This is a genomic window from Nocardia sp. NPDC051756, from assembly GCF_040681495.1.
Classification (GTDB): Bacteria; Actinomycetota; Actinomycetes; order Mycobacteriales; family Mycobacteriaceae; genus Nocardia.
The window spans coordinates 836,396-854,662 of the sequence record NZ_JBFAYV010000004.1 but is presented as its reverse complement, the minus strand read 5'-3'; the positions used below and the strand labels follow the sequence as shown (position 1 = coordinate 854,662).

General features: G+C 64.9%; 14 protein-coding genes and 1 pseudogene. 5 read left to right on the top strand and 10 right to left on the bottom strand.

Going from position 1 to position 18,267, the window contains the following annotated elements; genetic code table 11:
* The first annotated feature begins 84 nt into the window (after positions 1-84).
* Both AB0M22_RS20770 and AB0M22_RS20765 read left to right on the top strand, forming a co-directional pair.
* Complete coding sequence (locus tag AB0M22_RS20770; RefSeq protein WP_364728947.1) at positions 85-240, top strand: FAD/NAD(P)-binding protein; 156 nt, start codon at positions 85-87, stop codon at positions 238-240.
* On the top strand, positions 182-1,909 hold the full coding sequence (locus AB0M22_RS20765; protein WP_364729852.1) for an FAD/NAD(P)-binding protein: 1,728 nt from the start codon (positions 182-184) through the stop codon (positions 1,907-1,909). The genes AB0M22_RS20770 and AB0M22_RS20765 overlap by 59 nt, the downstream gene beginning before the upstream one ends.
* Before the next feature lie 52 nt (positions 1,910-1,961).
* Here AB0M22_RS20765 and AB0M22_RS20760 read toward each other — a convergent pair whose 3' ends face one another.
* The 9 genes from AB0M22_RS20760 to AB0M22_RS20720 all read right to left on the bottom strand — a co-directional run bounded on the left by AB0M22_RS20760 (position 1,962) and on the right by AB0M22_RS20720 (position 13,252).
* Positions 1,962-2,207: a hypothetical protein gene (locus AB0M22_RS20760; RefSeq protein ID WP_364728944.1), complete on the bottom strand. Its 246-nt coding sequence runs from the start codon at positions 2,205-2,207 to the stop codon at positions 1,962-1,964.
* A gap of 215 nt (positions 2,208-2,422) precedes the next feature.
* Positions 2,423-2,821 (bottom strand): DUF4870 domain-containing protein, encoded by a 399-nt coding sequence (locus AB0M22_RS20755; RefSeq protein WP_364728941.1) that lies wholly within the window; start codon positions 2,819-2,821, stop codon positions 2,423-2,425.
* 102 nt (positions 2,822-2,923) lie between these two features.
* Positions 2,924-3,403 (bottom strand): Rrf2 family transcriptional regulator, encoded by a 480-nt coding sequence (locus AB0M22_RS20750; RefSeq protein ID WP_364728938.1) that lies wholly within the window; start codon positions 3,401-3,403, stop codon positions 2,924-2,926.
* On the bottom strand, positions 3,400-3,690 hold the full coding sequence (locus AB0M22_RS20745) for a hypothetical protein (protein ID WP_364728935.1): 291 nt from the start codon (positions 3,688-3,690) through the stop codon (positions 3,400-3,402). Before AB0M22_RS20745 ends, AB0M22_RS20750 begins: the two co-directional genes overlap by 4 nt.
* 342 nt (positions 3,691-4,032) lie before the next feature.
* Positions 4,033-4,635 (bottom strand): GNAT family N-acetyltransferase, encoded by a 603-nt coding sequence (locus AB0M22_RS20740; RefSeq protein ID WP_364728932.1) that lies wholly within the window; start codon positions 4,633-4,635, stop codon positions 4,033-4,035.
* 72 nt (positions 4,636-4,707) lie between these two features.
* The gene (locus tag AB0M22_RS20735) at positions 4,708-5,949 is read right to left on the bottom strand and encodes an FAD-dependent oxidoreductase (RefSeq protein ID WP_364728929.1); all 1,242 of its coding nucleotides are present in this window, start codon (positions 5,947-5,949) and stop codon (positions 4,708-4,710) included.
* A 162-nt stretch (positions 5,950-6,111) separates the two neighbouring features.
* Positions 6,112-7,155, bottom strand: a complete 1,044-nt coding sequence (locus AB0M22_RS20730) for a spirocyclase AveC family protein (protein WP_364728926.1) — start codon at positions 7,153-7,155, stop codon at positions 6,112-6,114.
* On the bottom strand, positions 7,152-8,018 hold the full coding sequence (locus AB0M22_RS20725; RefSeq protein ID WP_364728923.1) for an oxygenase MpaB family protein: 867 nt from the start codon (positions 8,016-8,018) through the stop codon (positions 7,152-7,154). Before AB0M22_RS20725 ends, AB0M22_RS20730 begins: the two co-directional genes overlap by 4 nt.
* Positions 8,015-13,252 carry a type I polyketide synthase gene (locus tag AB0M22_RS20720; protein WP_364728920.1) on the bottom strand — a complete coding sequence of 1,746 codons (5,238 nt, stop codon included), beginning with the start codon at positions 13,250-13,252 and terminating at the stop codon, positions 8,015-8,017. Before AB0M22_RS20720 ends, AB0M22_RS20725 begins: the two co-directional genes overlap by 4 nt.
* A gap of 457 nt (positions 13,253-13,709) precedes the next feature.
* Here AB0M22_RS20720 and AB0M22_RS20715 point away from each other — a divergent pair, with 457 nt between their 5' ends.
* The 3 genes and pseudogenes from AB0M22_RS20715 to AB0M22_RS20705 all read left to right on the top strand — a co-directional run.
* Positions 13,710-14,471, top strand: a complete 762-nt coding sequence (locus tag AB0M22_RS20715) for a helix-turn-helix domain-containing protein (protein WP_364728917.1) — start codon at positions 13,710-13,712, stop codon at positions 14,469-14,471.
* 240 nt (positions 14,472-14,711) lie between these two features.
* Positions 14,712-15,938 (top strand): Glu/Leu/Phe/Val dehydrogenase dimerization domain-containing protein, encoded by a 1,227-nt coding sequence (locus tag AB0M22_RS20710; RefSeq protein WP_364728914.1) that lies wholly within the window; start codon positions 14,712-14,714, stop codon positions 15,936-15,938.
* 445 nt (positions 15,939-16,383) lie between these two features.
* Positions 16,384-17,301 (top strand): annotated as a pseudogene (locus AB0M22_RS20705) (LysR family transcriptional regulator); the annotation flags it as partial.
* A gap of 30 nt (positions 17,302-17,331) precedes the next feature.
* Here AB0M22_RS20705 and AB0M22_RS20700 read toward each other — a convergent pair.
* Positions 17,332-18,267, bottom strand: a complete 936-nt coding sequence (locus AB0M22_RS20700; protein WP_364728911.1) for an NADP-dependent oxidoreductase — start codon at positions 18,265-18,267, stop codon at positions 17,332-17,334.

Here is an 18,267-nt window from a genome sequence, read left to right as displayed (position 1 = left end):
ACGCCCATTGCACCGCCGCGCGCCGTGCATGGGACTACCGTAATCGGGTTGTTCGCGAATACGAGCGATTGAAGGGTACGAAAGGTGAAGTCCCCACAAAGATCTCGGCGAATCGTCGTGGTCGGAGCGGGCTTGGCCGGTACCGCCACAGCCATCCGGCTGCTGCGGTTCGCCACCGAGCCTGTCGACATCGTCCTGCTCGAGCGTCAGATGGAACATAGACACGCTGGCGTCGCATAATCCGTGGAGCCACGTCTTCAACATCCAAGCAGGCAGGATGTCTGCCTTCCGGGAGGATGTCGATGACTTCTTGAATTGGGCCAACCACGAAGCCGATCGATCCGCGTGGTCCATGGAATGGCGGGACGTCGAATTCTTCGAGTCGGATCCGGCTCCGCGCCGGCTATATGCGGATTACCTCGGTCAACGGTTGAGAGAAGCTGCCGCGGAAGCGTGTGACGGTGTTGTCCTGCGCGAGGCAAACGGCGAAATGGTCGACCTGGTGCCGTCTGCCGACGGTGTCACCGCTGTCATCGAGAACCTGTCCTGGTCGGGCAACGAACCCGGCCCCGGATCAGCAGCCCTCGACGCAGACCACGTCATTCTCGCGACCGGACCTGAACTGCGTCATCCGCGCTACGCAGCAGCCGTGCTCGACCACCCGTCATATATTCGACTGCCATATACCGGCGATGGAGTGGAGCGAGTCAGGTCACTACCGCCGCAGGCCGTCGTCGCGATCATCGGAACGATGCTCAGCGCCTACGATTTCGCTTCCCTGCTGCTACGCCAAGGGCATGTCGGCACGATCTATATGATTTCGCCATCGAGCCGGACACCGGGAACATATCCACCCGACCACCAACATGGCGTCCTGGATATCCCACCGCCCCTTATCGACGTCGAGCGGGGAAGCGCCACTCTCGCCGGTCAACTCGAAGCCGAGTGGCTCCGGGCTTGCCTTTTCGTTGTCCGGCAGCATCCCGAAGTGCATCCGGCGGTGATTGCGGAGCGAGTCGCGAAATCCTGGGAAGCACACCTGCCCGAGCTGATCCAGAAGATCTCCGGCGAAGACCTGCGGACCCTCTTGGAAAAGTACGGAAGCCGTATCGCCACGCTGCGGGTCAGTGCGATGTCGTATACCACCGACCTCGTGGATTCGGCCTACCGCATGAGCGGCCAAGTCCAGATAATCACCGGCCGGGTCACGGACTTGAGTCCGCTCGAGCAGGATCGACTTTCGCTGACCGTATCCGTAGGCGGGTCTCACCGGACCGTGGAAGCGGACCTGGTCATCTCCAATTTCGGCCGCGAATTCGACTATACCGAGGTGACATCGCGGCTGTGGCAACGTCTCCTGGTCAGCGGGCTGGCCGTGCCGCACCGGAAGACCAGAAGAGGCGTCGAGGTAGATGGATTCGGCACCTTGCTCATGGCCGATGGCCGTAAGTTCGGAGCGATCTCCGCAGTGGGAGCGCCTCGTGAAGGCGACGAAATAGTTCGGCACGGACGTATCGGGGCCTTCGGTTTCAATCTGGCGACGATCAAGAACCATTCCGTTTCAGTGGCCGCCGATGTGCTGCGCAACCTTGAATCGAGATATGACAGCCGAGAACCCTGTCCCGACTCCACACCGACCCCACCGCTGAGCAGTGCATGGGCACAACTGGTTTCGTTGGAGATCCAGCGATTGGCCGCCCGTCGGCGGCAGAGCCGCGCCGAGTATCAGGTGCAGTTGGATAGAAAACTCCGCGAGTTCGCGGGACAGGCCGATATCCGCACCTGGTTGTCGGCGATAAACCGAGCGGCCGTCGATTGCTTGACCGAGGTTTCCGTGACGCCAAGGGAACTGCGCGCCCAACTCATGCTCGACCACCAGTCCGCAACTCCTGACCGGACACCACAGTGACGGAGATCTGATCTGCCGCGAAGCCGACTTGGTCTGCTCTACCGGTGCTGGGTCAGTGCCCGGCCGCCAAGAACGGCAGGAACTGGGACAGGAAATCGTCGACCGCGGGCAATGCCAGGATGCGAGTCACCGCGCCACACACTGTGATCAGCTGCGCGATGGCGGGCACGGTGTCGATACCGCCCGCGACTGCGACGACGGGAATGAGCGAGGCGAGGGCGACGAGCACGGCGAAGACCGTGCGGGCGGTGGCTTGCCAGGGGTGGGTGACCTGGGTGGGGGTGGCGACGTCTGGCATGGTGAATCCCCTTGTGTACGTTTACCTTCCGGTATCGAGGGGGTGCGGGCTTCGTCGAACTTGCCGTCGGCACCGATCGCCCCCGCGGCCCGCCGAATGGCGTGGGCCGCCGAGCCAAGGATGGCGGATCCCCGCATGATCGGATACCTACTGTTCCGCCCAGTCGAACGGCCCGAGATATCCTCGGGCCGTTGCTCTCCGGACTGGCGACTTCACTACTTGACCGCGTTGGCCAACCGATCGGCGTAGGGGGCGGTGAATTTTCCGACAATGGGCAGTGCCATCCGGACACCGCCGGTCTTGTTCGCCTGGACCATCGCCATGATCCAGACGACGACCGCGAAGACCCCGACCACGAGTCCGACGAGGCTGAAGATGATCCCCAGGGCCCCGAGGAGCGAGCCGACGACGCTCAGCACGATATTGAGCACCGCGACCGCCCCGAAGAAGACGATCGACTGCGAGGCATGGAATTTCACGTCGGGATCGTTCTTCCCCACGAACAGGAAGATGATTCCGGTGAGCCACCCCAGCGCGTACGCCAGGATCGCGCTGGTCTTTTTGTCCAACCCGGTGGACGACGGCTGGTTCGTGGGCGGTTGCGAAAATGTCATGCGGTAAGTACATGCCGCACCGGCCACCTACCGATCCCAGGTTTCAGCACGAACCCGCAGGTCGCGGGCCGGCGCCCAGGGTCCGGCCAGTGGCAGCAGCTATCAGCCTCCCGCGTTCAACCACTCGCGCAGCTCACCGAGCGCGGTGTCCCCACTGTCCGCGTCGATGCTCGCGGCGAGATCGGCGATGGTGACCGCAGTGAGCGCGGTGCGCCATGCGGCGTCGGCGGCGGTCATGGCCCGCATGACCGCGCAGCGGGTGCGGCAACTCTTCGCCGGTAGGCCCAGTGGCCCGTTCTGCCGAATCTCGGTGCAGCGGAACGCCGGTTCGGCACCGTCGACCGCTTCGACCACCTGCAACATGGTGATGCTCGCGGCGGCACGAGTCAGCACGTAGCCGCCGGTGGGCCCCGGCACCGAACGGACGATGCCGGCCCGCGACAGCGCTTGAAGATGCTTGGCCAGATAGGCCGCGGGGACATTGTGCAGCTCGGACAGCCGCGCGGCCGGCACTGGAGCGAGCGCCTGCCCGAGCGAAACGCAGCAGTGCATGGCCAATTCGACACCTACGGACATCTTCATGCGCGGTCGTGAAGTCCCGCTTCGCCGACCACGCGGGCCTCGTGACCGGCATCTACACCGCCGGACTCGGCCTGGGCGGCGCTATCGCCGCAGGTATCAGCGCCCCCGCTGGCCGACGCGTTGGACTCCTGGCCCGGCGCGCTCGCGTCGTGGACCGTGCTCGCCATCGGTGGTGCGGTGCTGTGGTCGGCGGCACGGACGGCGCTCAGGCTCGGTGCGGTGTCCGGACCGCAGGGGCCGGCGACAACCGGCCTGCCGTGGCGCAGCGGGACCGCGTGGATGATCACGCTGCTGGCAGCGGGTAACTCGGCGCTGTACTACTGCGAATTGGCTTGGGTCGCACCGCTGTTGCACGACAGCGGCTACCCCGCCGCCGAGGCGGGGTTCCTGCTCACCGCGCTGATCTCGATCCAGGTCGTCGCCATGCTGGCTGTACCGGCGCTGCTCGGCGAGCGCAGAGACAAGCGCATCGGCCTCAGCCTTACCGGTGACCCTGACCGCCCTCGGATTCGTCGGCTTGGCGCTCAGCCCAGGCACCGCCACCTGGCTGTGGATCGTCGCGCTCGGCATCGGGCACGGCGGCCTGTTCACGCTCGTACTCACGGTCCCGGTATCGATGAGCCGCGATGTCACCGAGGCGGGCCAGTACAGCGCGATGGCCTTCTTCCTCGGTTACGCCGCGGCAGCAGCGGTTTCGCCATCTCGTCCATCACCGGCCAATCGGCAAACGGCCGGGTCTGTCCGATGACTTGCCACCCCCACGACACATAGAGCGCCTTAGCCGGATTCTCGACCCGCACGAGCAGGTATGCGAGCCGTTCGGGGCGTTCGGCGAGGACCGCGTCGTGAATGATCCGCCCGTAGCCCTGCCCCTGATGGTCCGGGTGGACGGAGAACTCGCGGAAGATGTAGACCGGCGCGTCCACAGTGTCGGCGGCCAACTCCGGAAAGACCTGCGCTGCTTTGGTTCTGGCTTCCGCCGGCCGCCGATACGGCGTACCGAAGGCGTACCCGACGATATGGCCGTCATACCACCCGGCGACGAGTTCGAAACCGGGGCTCGGCGCGTACAGCTCTTCGAGTCGTTCCCAGAACTTCGCCGGGCTGTACCACGGGTTGCCCTGCTGAGGCCGGTGCGCGGCGAGATAGACCGCTTTGATCTCGTCTGCATGCCGCAGGGTTTCCGACGAGTTGTAGTGGACGACCTTCAGCGCCGTCCCCTCGGTGTGCACGCTTCGATCACCTTTCGTGAATGCTGTCCGGTGACCGGCCAACTGCTGGTTGGCCGGTCACCGATCGACGGGTCAGCTCCAGGTTGCGCTATAGGACTTCTGGCATTCGAGATAGGCCTCGATGACGGCGGTTTCGGTGGTGTATTGATCGCCGAAGCGGTCGGGGTTCCAGTCGTCGGCGGCGGTCAGGTCGCTGCTTCCGTGCAGGAGTATGTCGGTGAGAACCTTGGCGTAGCCGGGGCCGTGGGTGAGGCCGGCTTCGTTGTCTCCGGTCAGGACGTAGAGACCGTCGACGGCGGCGACCGGCCCGACCAGCGCCCGCCAATCAGGGGTGTAGCAGGGTGCGCCGTGTTTGACGGTGATACTCGATTGCCGGGCCAGCACCGGCATGGCGGTGTCGGCGCGGGCGGCCACCCGCAGGAGCTCTTGCACACCGTCGTAAGGGATTTCGTCGAGTCGATCCGGTACCGGGGCGTCGACGAGGACGTTGCGCGGGTAGGTGTCGTAGGTACCGCCCCAGAGCAGGCCGCCGTCGTGCCAACGTACCCACAGCAGAATTCCACCGTCGGGATCCTCGGGACTCAACCCCGAAAGAAACAGGGCGGGAAGGTTATTGGGCAAGCCTAGGTTCTCCGTGATGATCCGCGAGGTGATCTGGGGTGCGCTGGGCAGAAATAGGCCGAGGGACCCGAGTAGTCCATTGCTCCAGGCGCCCGCGGCCACCACCACAGCATCGCAATCGATTGTCCCGGTGGCAGTCTCGACGCCGACGATCCGGCCGCCACGGGTGCGTAACGAGGTGACCGGCCGCCGCGAATCGACCACACCCGGGTGCCGGTGCAGCCGCTCCGCGAGCGCAGCCCCGACCTTCGGCGCGAAGACCTGCGCACCGCCCGGTTCGAACAACCCGCCTGATATTCCACTGCCCGTTACGAGACCGTGCGTCAATACCTCGACGGCGGCCGCATCCAGGACAGTGGCCGACTCCCCGTATTGTCCCCGGTTGTCGCTGATCTCCTGCAACGAAGACGCGCTGGCATCCAGCCACAGAATCCCGTTGCGGCGCAGGTCGATATCGCTGCCTTCAACTTGCAGCCCGGCGTAGTAGTCCAGGCCGTAGCGGGTCACGGCGTGCTCCGACTCGAACGGAGTCCAGCTCGCCAGGAATCCGGCGCCGGCCGCGCTGGTGCCCTGAAAGAGCCCGTCGCGTTCCAATAGCCGAACACTCCCCACGCCGGCCTCGATCAAGTGCAAAGCCATCGTGCACCCGAATATTCCACCACCGATGACAACGACATCAGAATGGTCAGACACTATTCCTCCACTAAGAGCTGAAACGAGATTCCGATACCCGGGGCCCTCGGGATGAAACCGACCGTAGCCGACCCAGAAGCTCTTCGCATATGGCAATTTCGGCGACGTGGAGAGGTGAAGTGGTACTCACGTTTCGACAGATGTCATTACCCAGACATGGGCTCAGCGCGGGATGAGATCGGGTTGCGGGATCGGGATGTTGGGCACGGAGCAGGGATGATCGGTTTCGGTGCCACAGACATTGTTGACCATATAGCTGGGCATGTCGGCCGGCGCGGGACCACCGTAGATGGTGCCCCAGTTGAACATCACCATGAAAAGACCGCTGACGATGGCGATATAGCCCGCGACGCCGAGAATGCGCGAGATTGCCGACCGCAGGCCCGACATCCCCGCCTCGTCTATGCCGCGCTCGGCGATCGAATGGTCGTCGGCGTCGCGGAAATAGCGCAGGACCGAATAGGAGGTGAAGAACGAGCAGGAAGCCAGGACCTCAGTGAGCGGAATCTGATACCGCTCACCGGACCAGAGGGTGAGCTCCGGAATCCCGTGTCCGTACTGGTAGAAGCTGGTCGTCGTATACAGGGCGTCGAGTAGCGGTTCGGTGAGCAGGAATCCACCGAAGCAGCACATCACCAATTGCGGTTTACTCAGTCGTGGCCAACGACGAGCGCACCAGCGCATCACCTGGCAGCCGAAGACGGCGATCAGCAGATAGTAGCTGCCATAACCGAGTTCGAATATCAGCGGCAATGGCTCGCGTTTGTTGTCGACGTTCATGAACCCAGGCAGATGTGGACCCCAGGATCCCAGATTGACCCAATAGGAATTATAGAATTGATTCCCTGGCCGAAGATAGTTCATGAACGGCTCTTGCCAGGCGATCAGCGTGCCGCCGATGATGAACGTCGCATCGAAGGTGATTCGCCGCTCCCGCCAGGAACGCCGCGCCGCATAGGACACCACCGAGATGATGACGATCACCGAGGTGATCTGCCAAAACCAAGCACTGAACTTTATATAGCCCGGGACAGGATCGGGTCCGGTCGGGATCGGAGTGGCGTCGCCGGAAACGATCCAGGCCGTCCACGCATAGAACCCGATGACGAACGACAGCACGCCGACCACGGCAAACCATAAATACGGCTTGGCCGGCCTCTGCGATGTCGCGCTGCGGCGCTCACCGACATCGGTCTCGGTACTCATGCGCCGGTATCGCTTCGCCGAACATGCAGATGATCAGGCCCGAGGTGACCGATGGTCCAGCCGAGTGGATAACTGCGCGGTGCGCGCTCATACGCCTGCGAGTCCGGCCGCGGCGGCAGCCAGCGGACGAACCGGCCGCGGGTCCGCAATCCCCACCGCCCGACGGTCCCCAGCCAGCGAGGTTGCACAGGCAGGTCGAGGAGTTCGCGCGTGTGATCGTCCATCAGCGCGATCACCCCGCGCTTCACCATCGCCCGGGTGCCGGGCGGGCAAAGCGAGGCGATGATCCGCAGGACGGTATAGGCCATCGCGTTGTTCGCGTAATGCCAGACGCCGCGTTCACGCCGGTCACGCTCGAGCCAGGACCGGAATCCGTCGAAGTCGGCCGGAATGCCTTTGATCCCCATGAGTTCGCCAAATCTGCGGTGGGTGAGCACCAGGGCACGTTCTTCGTGCGGCGACAACCGCCGCCACGCGTAGGCGTTGATCCAATCGATCGACGCGACGAGGTGACTGGTCAGGATGTGCAGGTAGTCGTCGTTCGCTATCTCGTAGTTGCTGTGAATCTTGTTCAGCGCTCGCATGGTGTCGCGCCCATGCGGAGATTCCAGGCCGAACCGATGCGCCTCGAACGGAAACAGCATCGTATCGTCGTAGCGCTTCATGGAGTGATGGGCGAATTCACCGGTGGCGGCCAGCATGTGGGCAATGGCCGGGATGACGAAATCGGTGGCGAACGCGAAGGAGTAGCCGGTGTTGTAGTCCCAGGGAAACTCGTATCGGGTGACCAGGGTGAATATCTCTTCGTAGTCCCTTTCCGGATCCAGGGTCTGGATGTAGCGCAGTCGACTCCGACGGCTCATCGCGCGTTCGCCTCCTCCTTGTGAAAACCCATCCGGTGCAGAATCCAGTCGGCGAGACCGGCGGGTGTAGGCCGCACCCAGACCACTCCGCCTTCGATCGTGATTCCCAGCGTGTGTTGCAGCCGGTTCTGCAACTGGACCGCGGCGAGCGAGTCGACCCCCAGGATGATCATGCTGGTGCCCGGGCCGATGTGCCGGGTGGTGCCGCCCATCAGGTCCCGGACACATTCGATGATGTGTTCTTCCAGGATGTTTCGGCGCTGCGGCTCGGTATCCGCCGCGAGCAGACTTTCCAATACGGCCGAGGACGAAGCGTCGGTGGCGTGACTGTCGGCGAGCATCCCGGCGAACAACTCGGACCGGCGCAGTGCTGGATACGGTTGTATCCAGCGTTCCAGATCGATCGGCGAATAGGCGACATGCGTGTATCCGGCGGTCAGGATGCGGTCGAGCGCGTCGATCCCGTCGTGCGGGGAGATCATCGCGACGCCGCGCTCCGCCATGTGCTGCCCCCGGCCCGCCTGACTCCATGCGCCCCAACAGATTCCGGTGGCCCGCAGACCGTTGTCGCGACGCCACCTGACCAGCTCGTCGAGGAAGGCGTTGGCGGCGGCGTAGGCGCCCTGTCCGGGCGAACCGAGCAGCGACGCCACCGAGGAGTAGACGACCCAGAAGTCGAGGTCGTGTTCGAGCGTGGCCCGGTGCAGGGCCCAGGCGCCGTTCGCCTTGCCTTGCCACACCCGCGCCAGCAAATCCGCGTCCACGTTGGCCAGGGTGGCGTCCTCGACTACCCCTGCGGCATGGATCATGCCCTTTAGCGGCCCGCAGGCAGCCGCGGTGTGGACGGCCCGGGTAGCCACGTCGAGGTCCGCGATGTCGCCCTGAATGAGCGTGATCGTGGTTCCGGCGGCTCGCAGCTCGTCGAGTACCAGCTCAGCCTCCGGCCCGGGTGCGCTCCGGCCGCACAACACCAGGTGCCCGGCCCCGCGCTCGACCAGCCACGCTGCGGTCAACAGCCCCAGCCCGCCCGTCCCGCCGGTCACGACGTAGGCGGCACCCGGCTGTACCGGTGTCGGCAGCGCGGCGTCGGGACTCGTTTCCGGGGATGGTCCGGAATGGATCTGGGCGGTGAAGCGGCTGCCACCACGCCAGGCGATCTCGATCGGAGTTGCCGGTGAGGTGAGCAGATCGTCGGCCAACAACCTTGTGTCGCCATCGAATTCGATCATGCTGGGTGTCAGCTGCGGGCATTCGTAGGCCGCCACCCGCGCCACGCCTCGTACTCCGCCGCACGCCGGTGACGGCCCATCGGCGCGGGTCGCGATCCACAGCCGTGGCGGTTCGGAAAGCCGAGCCAAGGCACCGGTCAATGCGCAGGCCCGGGCTACTCGGCTGACCGCAACTACCGACGGCGAACTGTCGTCGTCGGTCAGTGTCAACACCACTCCGCTCCACCCACCATTGGCGGTGGGTTCGACGAGGCTCCGGACAGCCTGCCCCACATCACAATTCATGGCCGCGTGCACAAAGTGGCATTGCGCACCGCGTTCGGTCAGCGCCTCGCACAGTTCATTCGGCCAACCGTCGGCTTCCTCACCGATCACCAACCATCGGGATATGCCGTCCAGCGGCTCGGCGGCGATCGGCGGACTCGGCACCCAGGCCAGGTGCGTCAGCCGCGAGACGAACCGTTCGGCGGCCGGAGTCACATTGGCCAACCGCAGGCCGCGGACCTCGGCGACCACTTGCCCGTCAGTGGTGGCCAGAACTCCGGATGCGATGCAGGACAGGTCATCACAGTGCTGCACCCAGACCTCGGCAAGGCGGGCATGTGCGGTAGGCCCGTACACACGCACCTCGTCGAATCCGGCGACCATCACCGGTCCCGGGGTGTCGTAGTGGTTGAGCCACACCGAGACCACCGCCTGCACCAGCTCATCGGTCAGGGCGGGATGCAGCGCCATCATCCACGACGACACGCGCGCGCCGTCCGCGATCCGGATCGTCGCGAGTGCGTGGTCCGACTCCGGGTCTTGTTGAATGCGTTCCACATTGGCGAACGCGGCGCCGTGGTAGACACCGTGCGCCCGAAGCACCCGATACAGATCGGCCGGGACGACCTCGCGCCACGCGAGACCGGACAGGCCGGCCAGGTCCAACGGCGCGCACTGGTACCCGTCCCCCAGCGGACCGACCACGGCCTGCGCGTGGATCTGCGGCCCATCATCGGTTTCGGAAACCACATCGACGCGGGCGCCGTCGCCGTCGCGGGTGACCCGGGTCGTCACCACCGGCTCGGGAACCAGCACCAGCGGACTGAGCAGCCGGAGATCGGTGACCGCGATCCGGTCGGTACCGAAGACCCGGGCGCCTGCCGCCAGCATCATCTCGACGAATCCGGCGCCCGGCAGCACCGGTATCCCGGCGACTTGATGATCGTCCAGCCAGGGCAGCCGGGCGGGGCCGAGCGGGGTCTGCCACAGGTGCCGGTCGGGCTGGTCCGGGTCGCGGACGTAGCCGCCGAGCAGTGGATGCTGGTCCGCCCCAACGAGTCCGGGCGCCACCAACCGATACGGCAGTTGATCTCCGCCGGAGTGCGTGCGGTTCCAGGCGGTGCCTGGGACGTCGGCCAGCTCGCCGGAGTAGTGACTCGCCCAGTCGACCTCGAATCCCGCGCAGTGCACGGCGGTCAGCTGTGTCAGGAACGCCTCCTGGTCGTCGGTGTCGCGGACCAGGCTGCCCAACGCGAGCACCCCTCTGGCCTCCTGGTGGCCGGCGATATCGGTGACGGATCGGACGGCGAGCGCGTGCGGCGAGCATTCCAGGAACAGCCGGTGGCCGCGATCGAGGGCGGCCGCCACGGCGGACTGGAAGCGAACCGGGCGCCGCAAGTTCGCCACCCAATAGTCGCCGTCCAAGGTGCCGGACGCACACGGATCATCGGCGACCGTGGAATAGAACGTGATCTCCGCGGTACCCGGATGCAGCGCGGACAGCTCCGTGCCGAGTCGTTCGAGTATCGGATCGACCTGTGGCGAATGCGATGCGACATCGACCGACACCTTTTGCGCGCTCACGCCCGCGTCCTGCCAAGCCCGCACCAGATCGTCGACCTGGGTGGCGTCACCGGAAATGACGGTGGCTCCGGGCGAGGAGATCACCGCCACCGAGACGCCGCTCGATCCCGCTGTCGCAAGGTCCTTTTCGACCTGCCCCACGGGCAACAGGACCGACGCCATCGAACCACCGGTCACCTCAGTGAGCAGGCGGGTGCGTCGGCAGATGACCAAGACACCGTCGGCCAACGACAGCCCGCCGGCGATCACGGCCGCGGCCGCCTCGCCCATGGATTGGCCGATGACCGCGGTCGGTCGCACACCCCAGGCCGCCCACATCTGCGCGAGCGCGATCTGCACGGCGAACAACACCGGTTGGATCTGATCGATTCCGTTGAGTTTCGCCGGGGCAGTGATCATCTCACGCACGGAGAAGCCGGACTCGGCGGCGACCAGCGGCTCGATCTTGTCGATGGCCGCCGTGAATACCGGATCGACGTCCAACAGCTCGCGGCACATGCCGGGCCATTGGGAGCCTTGTCCGGTGAAGACGAAGACCGGACCGGGATCGTCGACCGGTGCCAGCACGCCGCCGGCGGTAGTACCCGGGCTCTCCGTGTTGTCGGCGAACGCTCGCGCGCGGTCGACTAGTTCCGCTCGCGTGCGGGCAAGCACCCCGAGCCGTTGTGGCCCATGCGATCTGCGCACCGCCAAGGTGTGGACCACGTCTGTCAACGCGACCTCGGAACCGCTCGCCCAATCCGCCAATCGGCTACTCGCCGAGTTCAACGCGGAAGACGTTGTCGCGGACAGCAGATACGCACGCAATGGCTGGGCCACTGTCGAATCGGCGCTTCCAGAGGTACGCCGAGTTCGGCCGATATCAGGAGCCTGCTCGAGAATGAGGTGACCATTGGTGCCCGTGACGCCGTAGGAGCACACCGCGGCCAGTCGTGCACCACCCCGCACCGGCCATCGGGTCATCTCGGTCGGCACGAACAATCTCGACTGCTCGTCCAGCGGAATCGCCGGGTTCCAGGTCTGGAAGTTCAGGTTCGGTGGTATCCAACCGCGTTGGAGGCATTCCACCGCCTTGATGATTCCCGCGATCCCCGAAACCGGTTCGGTATGACCGATATTGGTCTTCACCGAACCCAGTGCGCACCGTCCTCGACCACGGCCGTAGACGGCGTTGATCGAGGTGTACTCGATCGGATCGCCGACCGCCGTACCTGGCCCGTGCGCCTCGACCAGACCCACCTCCCCCGCTTCGGCTTTCGCGTTCGCCAGCGCCGCCCGGAACACGTTCTGCTGGCCGATCGTCGAGGGTGCGGTCAATCGGGTCGCCTGACCGTCGTTGTTCACCGCGCTGCCGCGCACCACCGCCAGCACCCGATCGCCGTCGCGGCGCGCGTCCGCCAGCCGCTTCAGCACCAGCATCCCGGCGCCTTCGCCGCGCACGTAACCGTCGGCGCGCGCGTCGAACGCGAAGCACCGGCCGTGTTTCGACAACAGCCACGGTGCTTCGTAGTGATGGGTTTCCGGCGACAGCATCAACAGCACGGCGCCGGCCAACGCGAGATCGCAATCACCGTTGGTCAAGGCGGAACAGGCCGCGTCCACGGCGACCATGCCCGAGGAACAGTGGGTGCTGATCGTCATCACCGGACCGCGCAGGTCCATCGCGAACGCGACCCGGCCCCCGGCGCCCGCGGTGAAGTTGCCGAACACGTAGAGAAACGACAGCGCGTCTTCGATCGGCCGGGCCTCCCGAAACATGTTGTCCGCGGCGTAAGTTCCGACATACACCCCGGTACGCGAACCGCGAATCCGGTCCATCGGAATGCCCGCGTGCTCGACCGACTCCCAGGCCACCTCCATCAGTACCCGGAACTGCGGATCGACCGATTCGCGTTCGGCGGCGGCCACCGACAGTGCCTCCGGGTCCCACGACCAGACATCACCGTCGAGGAAACATCCCCAGCCGTATCGCTCGACCTCATCGGGATGCTGGAATGCCATCAGGTGCAAGGCATCCCACCGCTGCGCCGGTACCGGCCCCGCGGTATCGCGGCCCTGGCTCATGAGATCCCACAGTCCGGCGGCGGACTCCACGCCGCCGGCGAACCTGCATCCCATACCTACTATTGCTATCGGTGTGTCATTAGAGGCAGACATCGGCAACCTTTCCGATTCGGCAGCTGGAGAGAACGCGCCCAAGCAGCCCTGATCAAAAGATCGGCGCCTCCCACCTTGCATTCTGGGGAGCTACGCCAACGGAGGCAAAGCCACGTTCCACACCGTGGAACGTCATGGATCCGCCCGATATTCGCGGCGGCCTCGATATGGGCCACGGTAGACGCCACTAGTGGCGCGGGAGATATTGCGCCGCAGGCTTATTCATCAGTTCCACAGTTGTTGCTGCACCGAAGCACATTGCGCCACAATCCAATACGCGAACAAGCAGCAAATTTTCTGCGTTACCCGCGAAAGCCCTTATTACTCAAGCCGATTGCACAGTATGCGATTTCATACCACCCAGGTTCCTTCGCGATCGGTGACCCAATGTGTCATCCTGAGATGGACCCGTCAATGCGCTCCGGCCGCAGCAACGACTGCAGAATCACGGACCCTCGTGAACGAAACCGAGTACGCACATCCAGGACGTTCGAGCTCGGTCGACAAGGCGCTGACCGTGCTCGAAATCCTCACCGCCGCCGAACGTCCGCTTCGACTGAGCGAGATCGCCCGCCGCGCGCGTTTCGCGAAATCGACCACCCACCGCCTGCTCGCCGCCCTCGGTTCCCATCAGATGGTCGCCGGGGCAGTGGGTTCCTACATGCTCGGCGACCGGCTCCTCGACCAGGCGCTCCCGGCCGACGCGACCGAAACCAGGCTGCTGCGGGTAACCGCCATGCCGTTCCTCATCGACCTCTACAACCTGACCCACGGGGCGGTGTATCTCGGTATCCTGCGCGACGGCAGAGTGAACTACCTCGCGAGCCTGTTCGGGCACAAGACAATTGCGACCCCCTCCCGCAATCGCGACTGGGCCCCGGCCCACTGCACCGCCATCGGCAAACTTCTACTCTCCGGCCGCCCACCCGAGGACCAGCAATCGGACCGGACGGATACGCCCTCGCGATTCTCCGACCAACTTCTCGCCGTACGTCGCACCGGAATCGCCCATAATCGCGGCGAATACATCCCCGGTGTCGCCTGCGTGGCAATCGGCATAGCCGACTCCCCCGCCACGCCGCACGCCGCCATCGCGGTCGGCGACCATATCGACCGGCTGGATCCGATACGCACGATCCGGCACCTCCGAAACATCAGCTTCGCGTGCTCTGTCGCCGTGCAACGCGCTCCGGCCCGGGACGCGACCAGCGGGAACTGAAAACGTTCCACAACATCGGCCACGCTCCATCAGAGAGCTAGGCATCTTGCCTCGCCATAGTGCGATTACGGCAGGCATTCTGTGCAGGTTGTGCCGATGCGGCTAGGCAGGTTGCGCGGAAAGCGTCGGGAATTCAGAGTTGCTCACACAACGGGTGCCGTTCGGCTCGGCCCACCTTCGAGTCGGGCTGCCGCCCTGCCCCTTTGGTCGACGGCACATTCCGGACGGTGAGGAACACCCATGAAGAACCTGCTTTCCCAGTTCGAGGAAAAAGCACCCGAGATCGTGTTCGAGTGGCAGGACGCCGAGACGACCGCGAAGGGCTGGGTGGTGATCAACTCGCTGCGCGGCGGGGCAGCGGGCGGCGGGACCCGGATGCGCCGCGGACTCGATCGCAATGAGGTCGAATCGCTGGCGAAGACCATGGAAATCAAGTTCACCGTGTCCGGGCCTGCGATCGGCGGCGCGAAATCGGGGATCGATTTCGACCCGCGCGATCCCCGCAAAGGCGAGGTGCTCAGCCGGTGGTATCGGGCGGTCGCGCCGCTGCTGAAGGCCTATTACGGCACCGGCGGCGATCTCAATGTCGACGAAATGGCCGAGGTTGTGCCGATCACCGAGAGTTACGGGTTGTGGCATCCGCAGCAAGGTGTGGTCAACGGGCACTACGGAACTGACGATCGGGAACTCGTCCAGCGGGTCGGCCAGCTTCGGCTCGGGGTGGCGAAGGTGGTCGAGGATCGGCGCTTCACCCCGAATCCGAATGGCAAGTACACGGTCGCGGACCTGATCACCGGCTGGGGCGTCGCCGAATCGGTCCGCCATTTCTACCGGATCTACGGTGGCGACATCGCCGGCAAACGGGTGATCGTGCAGGGTTGGGGCAATGTCGGCGCGGCCGCCGCCTACTACGCGGCGCAGGCCGGAGCCCGGATCGTCGGCATCATCGATCGCGACGGCGGTGTGCTGAATCCCGCCGGGTACACCCTCGAGCAAACCCGAGAGTTGTTCTTGGCCAAGCAAGGTAACGCACTGCACGCCGACGGCACCCTGCCGTTCGACGAAATCAACGACCGCATCTGGGATCTCGGCGCCGAGGTGTTCCTGCCTTGTGCCGCATCGCGTCTGGTCACCCACGACCAGATCGACCGGATGACATCGAATGGCTTGCAGGTCATCGCCAGTGGCGCCAACGTCCCATTCGCGGACTCCGAGATCTTCTACGGCCCGATCTACGAGCACGCCGACAAGAGCGTCGCGGTAGTCCCGGACTTCATCGCCAACTGCGGCATGGCCCGCGCCTTCGCACTACTGATGCAAGGCGACGTCGAGGTCTCCGACGAAGCGATCTTCGGCGACATCTCGTCCACCATCGCCACCGCCCTCGAACGCTGCCATTCGCGTTCCGACCTCACCACGAACCTGGCCAGCACCGCCTTCGAAATCGCCCTCGACCAACTCGTCTAGGCCGCGGCGCCCGACAGTCATCCGCCGTAGTGGACCACCCGGCCGATGCTGTTCGGCCGCCATTGTCGGCGATGTAGACGCCCTTCACATCGTATAGATCGGTCAGCGGCGGCCCGGTTGTCGCGTTGGAGCTGTCGAACCAGGGCGGCCCGCCGACCGACACCAAGCCCGGCGAGTAGCCAGCCCAAGTGAAGCACTCCACAGTGGACGCCAAGTCATCACGACGACACGCCTCTGATCTTGGTCAGGTGATCAGAGGGAACTGGTGCTGGCATCGGTCGAGAGGTAACATCATCAGTTCCCGGTGATCGGTTGTCCAGCAATGTATCTCGAGAGTTGCGGGCGAAATGGGGGTGTATTCGGCTGGGTGCAGTGTTCTGTCGTCGGATTCAAATAGCAGGCGAATCAGCGAGTTCGGTAGCCCACAATTTCCAGCAATAACCCGATGACGTGCGATGATCAGCTGCTCAAACTTTCCACGCAGTCGAGGAGTCCGGCGATCGAGCGGCATGAAATCGAAACTTTTCTGACCTTGGCGGAAGAGTTGCACTTCCGGCGAACCTCAGAACGGCTGGGGTTGTCACCGGGGCGGGTGAGTCAGACGATCAAGAAGTTGGAGCAGCGGATCGGTGTGCCGTTGTTCGTTCGCACCAGCCGCCAGGTCGTGCTCACTGCTGCCGGACGACAACTCCGGGATGAGTTGCGCCCTGCGTACGAAAGCGTCCAATTGGCAATATCCCGGGCGATCGAATTCGGTCGCGGCGTCACGGGCACGCTCCACGTCGGATATTCCACACCGTGGGTGGCCGACCTACTCGGTCTCGCCGTCGAAAACTTCCAGCAGCGCAATCCGGGCTGCGAGATCAAGGTTCACGAAATACAGCTCGGCGATCCGCTCAGTCGGCTCCGTTCGGGCGAGTTCGATCTACAGATCAGCGAATTCCCCATCTACGAACCGGATCTCACGGTCGGCCCGGTGATTTTCGCCGAACCGCGGGCACTCATGGTGCCGGCGCAGCATCCGTTCGCCGGCCGGGAAACCGTGTCGCTGGAGGACCTCGCGGACGCTCCATTGGTTTCCCTGCACGGCGATATCCCCGCGTATTGGCTGGATTTCCACCTCCCCACCCGTACCCCTTCGGGGCGGCCGATCCCACCAGGACCGACCGCCACGTACTGGTCCGAAATACCCTCCTACGTCGCAACGGGGCGCGGCGTCTCCCCCGTGGCCTTGCGCGGTCTTCGATACCACGCTCGCCCGGGCGTCGCATTCGTTCCGTTCCGGGACGCCCCGCCGATCGAATACGGGCTGATCTGGCCGAGGAACGGAGACTCCGCCCGGGTCTGCGCATTCATTCGGACGTTGCTCGAAATCGCTGCGGCGCAACGCCGGTCAGCCGACGGTGAGGACAATCTTCCCGGCGATGCGCCCGCTGTGACTGAGCTCGTGCGCGAGGCGGGCCAGTTCGAGCGGCAGGATGGTGTCGATCTGTGGACGCAGACGCCCGCTTTCGACCAGCGCGGCGATCTCCCGCATCCCCGCTCGATCGGCTTCGACGATCATGAATGCGGCCCGCAGACCGAGCCGCCGCGCCTCGTCGGCTAGGTACGCCTCGGCCGGTGAGGCCAGCGAGACAAGGACGCCCCCGGCCCGCAGAACCGTCAGCGAGCGCGGCCCGTATTCACCACCGACGGCATCGAGGACAACATCGATGTCATGCGCGACGGTGGTGAAATCGACCTGGGTGTAATCGATGACCTCATCGGCCCCCAGCCCACGCACGAACTCGTGCTTGGCCGAACGCGCGGTGCCGATCACATACGCACCGCGCGCCTTGGCGATCTGCACCGCCAGATGCCCGACCCCGCCCGCCGCGGCGTGAATCAGCACCCGCTGCCCAGGCTGGACGTCAGCGGTGTCGACCAGCGCCTGCCATGCGGTAAGCGCGGCCAGCGGCAATGCAGCGGCCTCAGCATGCGGGATCGAGGACGGCTTCCGAACCAGGTGCCGCGCAGGCGAAGTCACGTACTCCGCGTACGTGCCCGCCGGGTGCGGATGCCGCGGCAGCCCGAACACCTCGTCACCGGGCTCGAAAATGGTGACGCCCAATCCGACCGCTTCGACAACGCCGGATACGTCCCACCCCAACCTGATCGGTGTCTCCCCGCCCGCGAGTCCCCCGCTGGCCCGATGCCACAGATCAGTCGGATTGACACCGACCGCACACACTCGGACAAGCACCTCCGCAGGCCCCGGCTCGGGTCGCGGCACCTCGGCGACCGTCAAGATGTCCGGCCCACCGAACGTCTCCTGGACGATTGCCTGCAT

What these genes read in the sequence shown, in the direction of transcription:
- AB0M22_RS20700 (WP_364728911.1), bottom strand. Translation starts at nt 18,267, where the DNA reads ATGCAGGCAATCGTCCAGGAGACGTTCGGTGGGCCGGACATCTTGACG.
- AB0M22_RS20710 (WP_364728914.1), top strand. Translation starts at nt 14,712, where the DNA reads ATGAAGAACCTGCTTTCCCAGTTCGAGGAAAAAGCACCCGAGATCGTG.
- AB0M22_RS20760 (WP_364728944.1), bottom strand. Translation starts at nt 2,207, where the DNA reads ATGCCAGACGTCGCCACCCCCACCCAGGTCACCCACCCCTGGCAAGCC.
- AB0M22_RS20725 (WP_364728923.1), bottom strand. Translation starts at nt 8,018, where the DNA reads ATGAGCCGTCGGAGTCGACTGCGCTACATCCAGACCCTGGATCCGGAA.
- AB0M22_RS20750 (WP_364728938.1), bottom strand. Translation starts at nt 3,403, where the DNA reads ATGAAGATGTCCGTAGGTGTCGAATTGGCCATGCACTGCTGCGTTTCG.
- AB0M22_RS20720 (WP_364728920.1), bottom strand. Translation starts at nt 13,252, where the DNA reads ATGTCTGCCTCTAATGACACACCGATAGCAATAGTAGGTATGGGATGC.
- AB0M22_RS20730 (WP_364728926.1), bottom strand. Translation starts at nt 7,155, where the DNA reads ATGAGTACCGAGACCGATGTCGGTGAGCGCCGCAGCGCGACATCGCAG.
- AB0M22_RS20755 (WP_364728941.1), bottom strand. Translation starts at nt 2,821, where the DNA reads ATGACATTTTCGCAACCGCCCACGAACCAGCCGTCGTCCACCGGGTTG.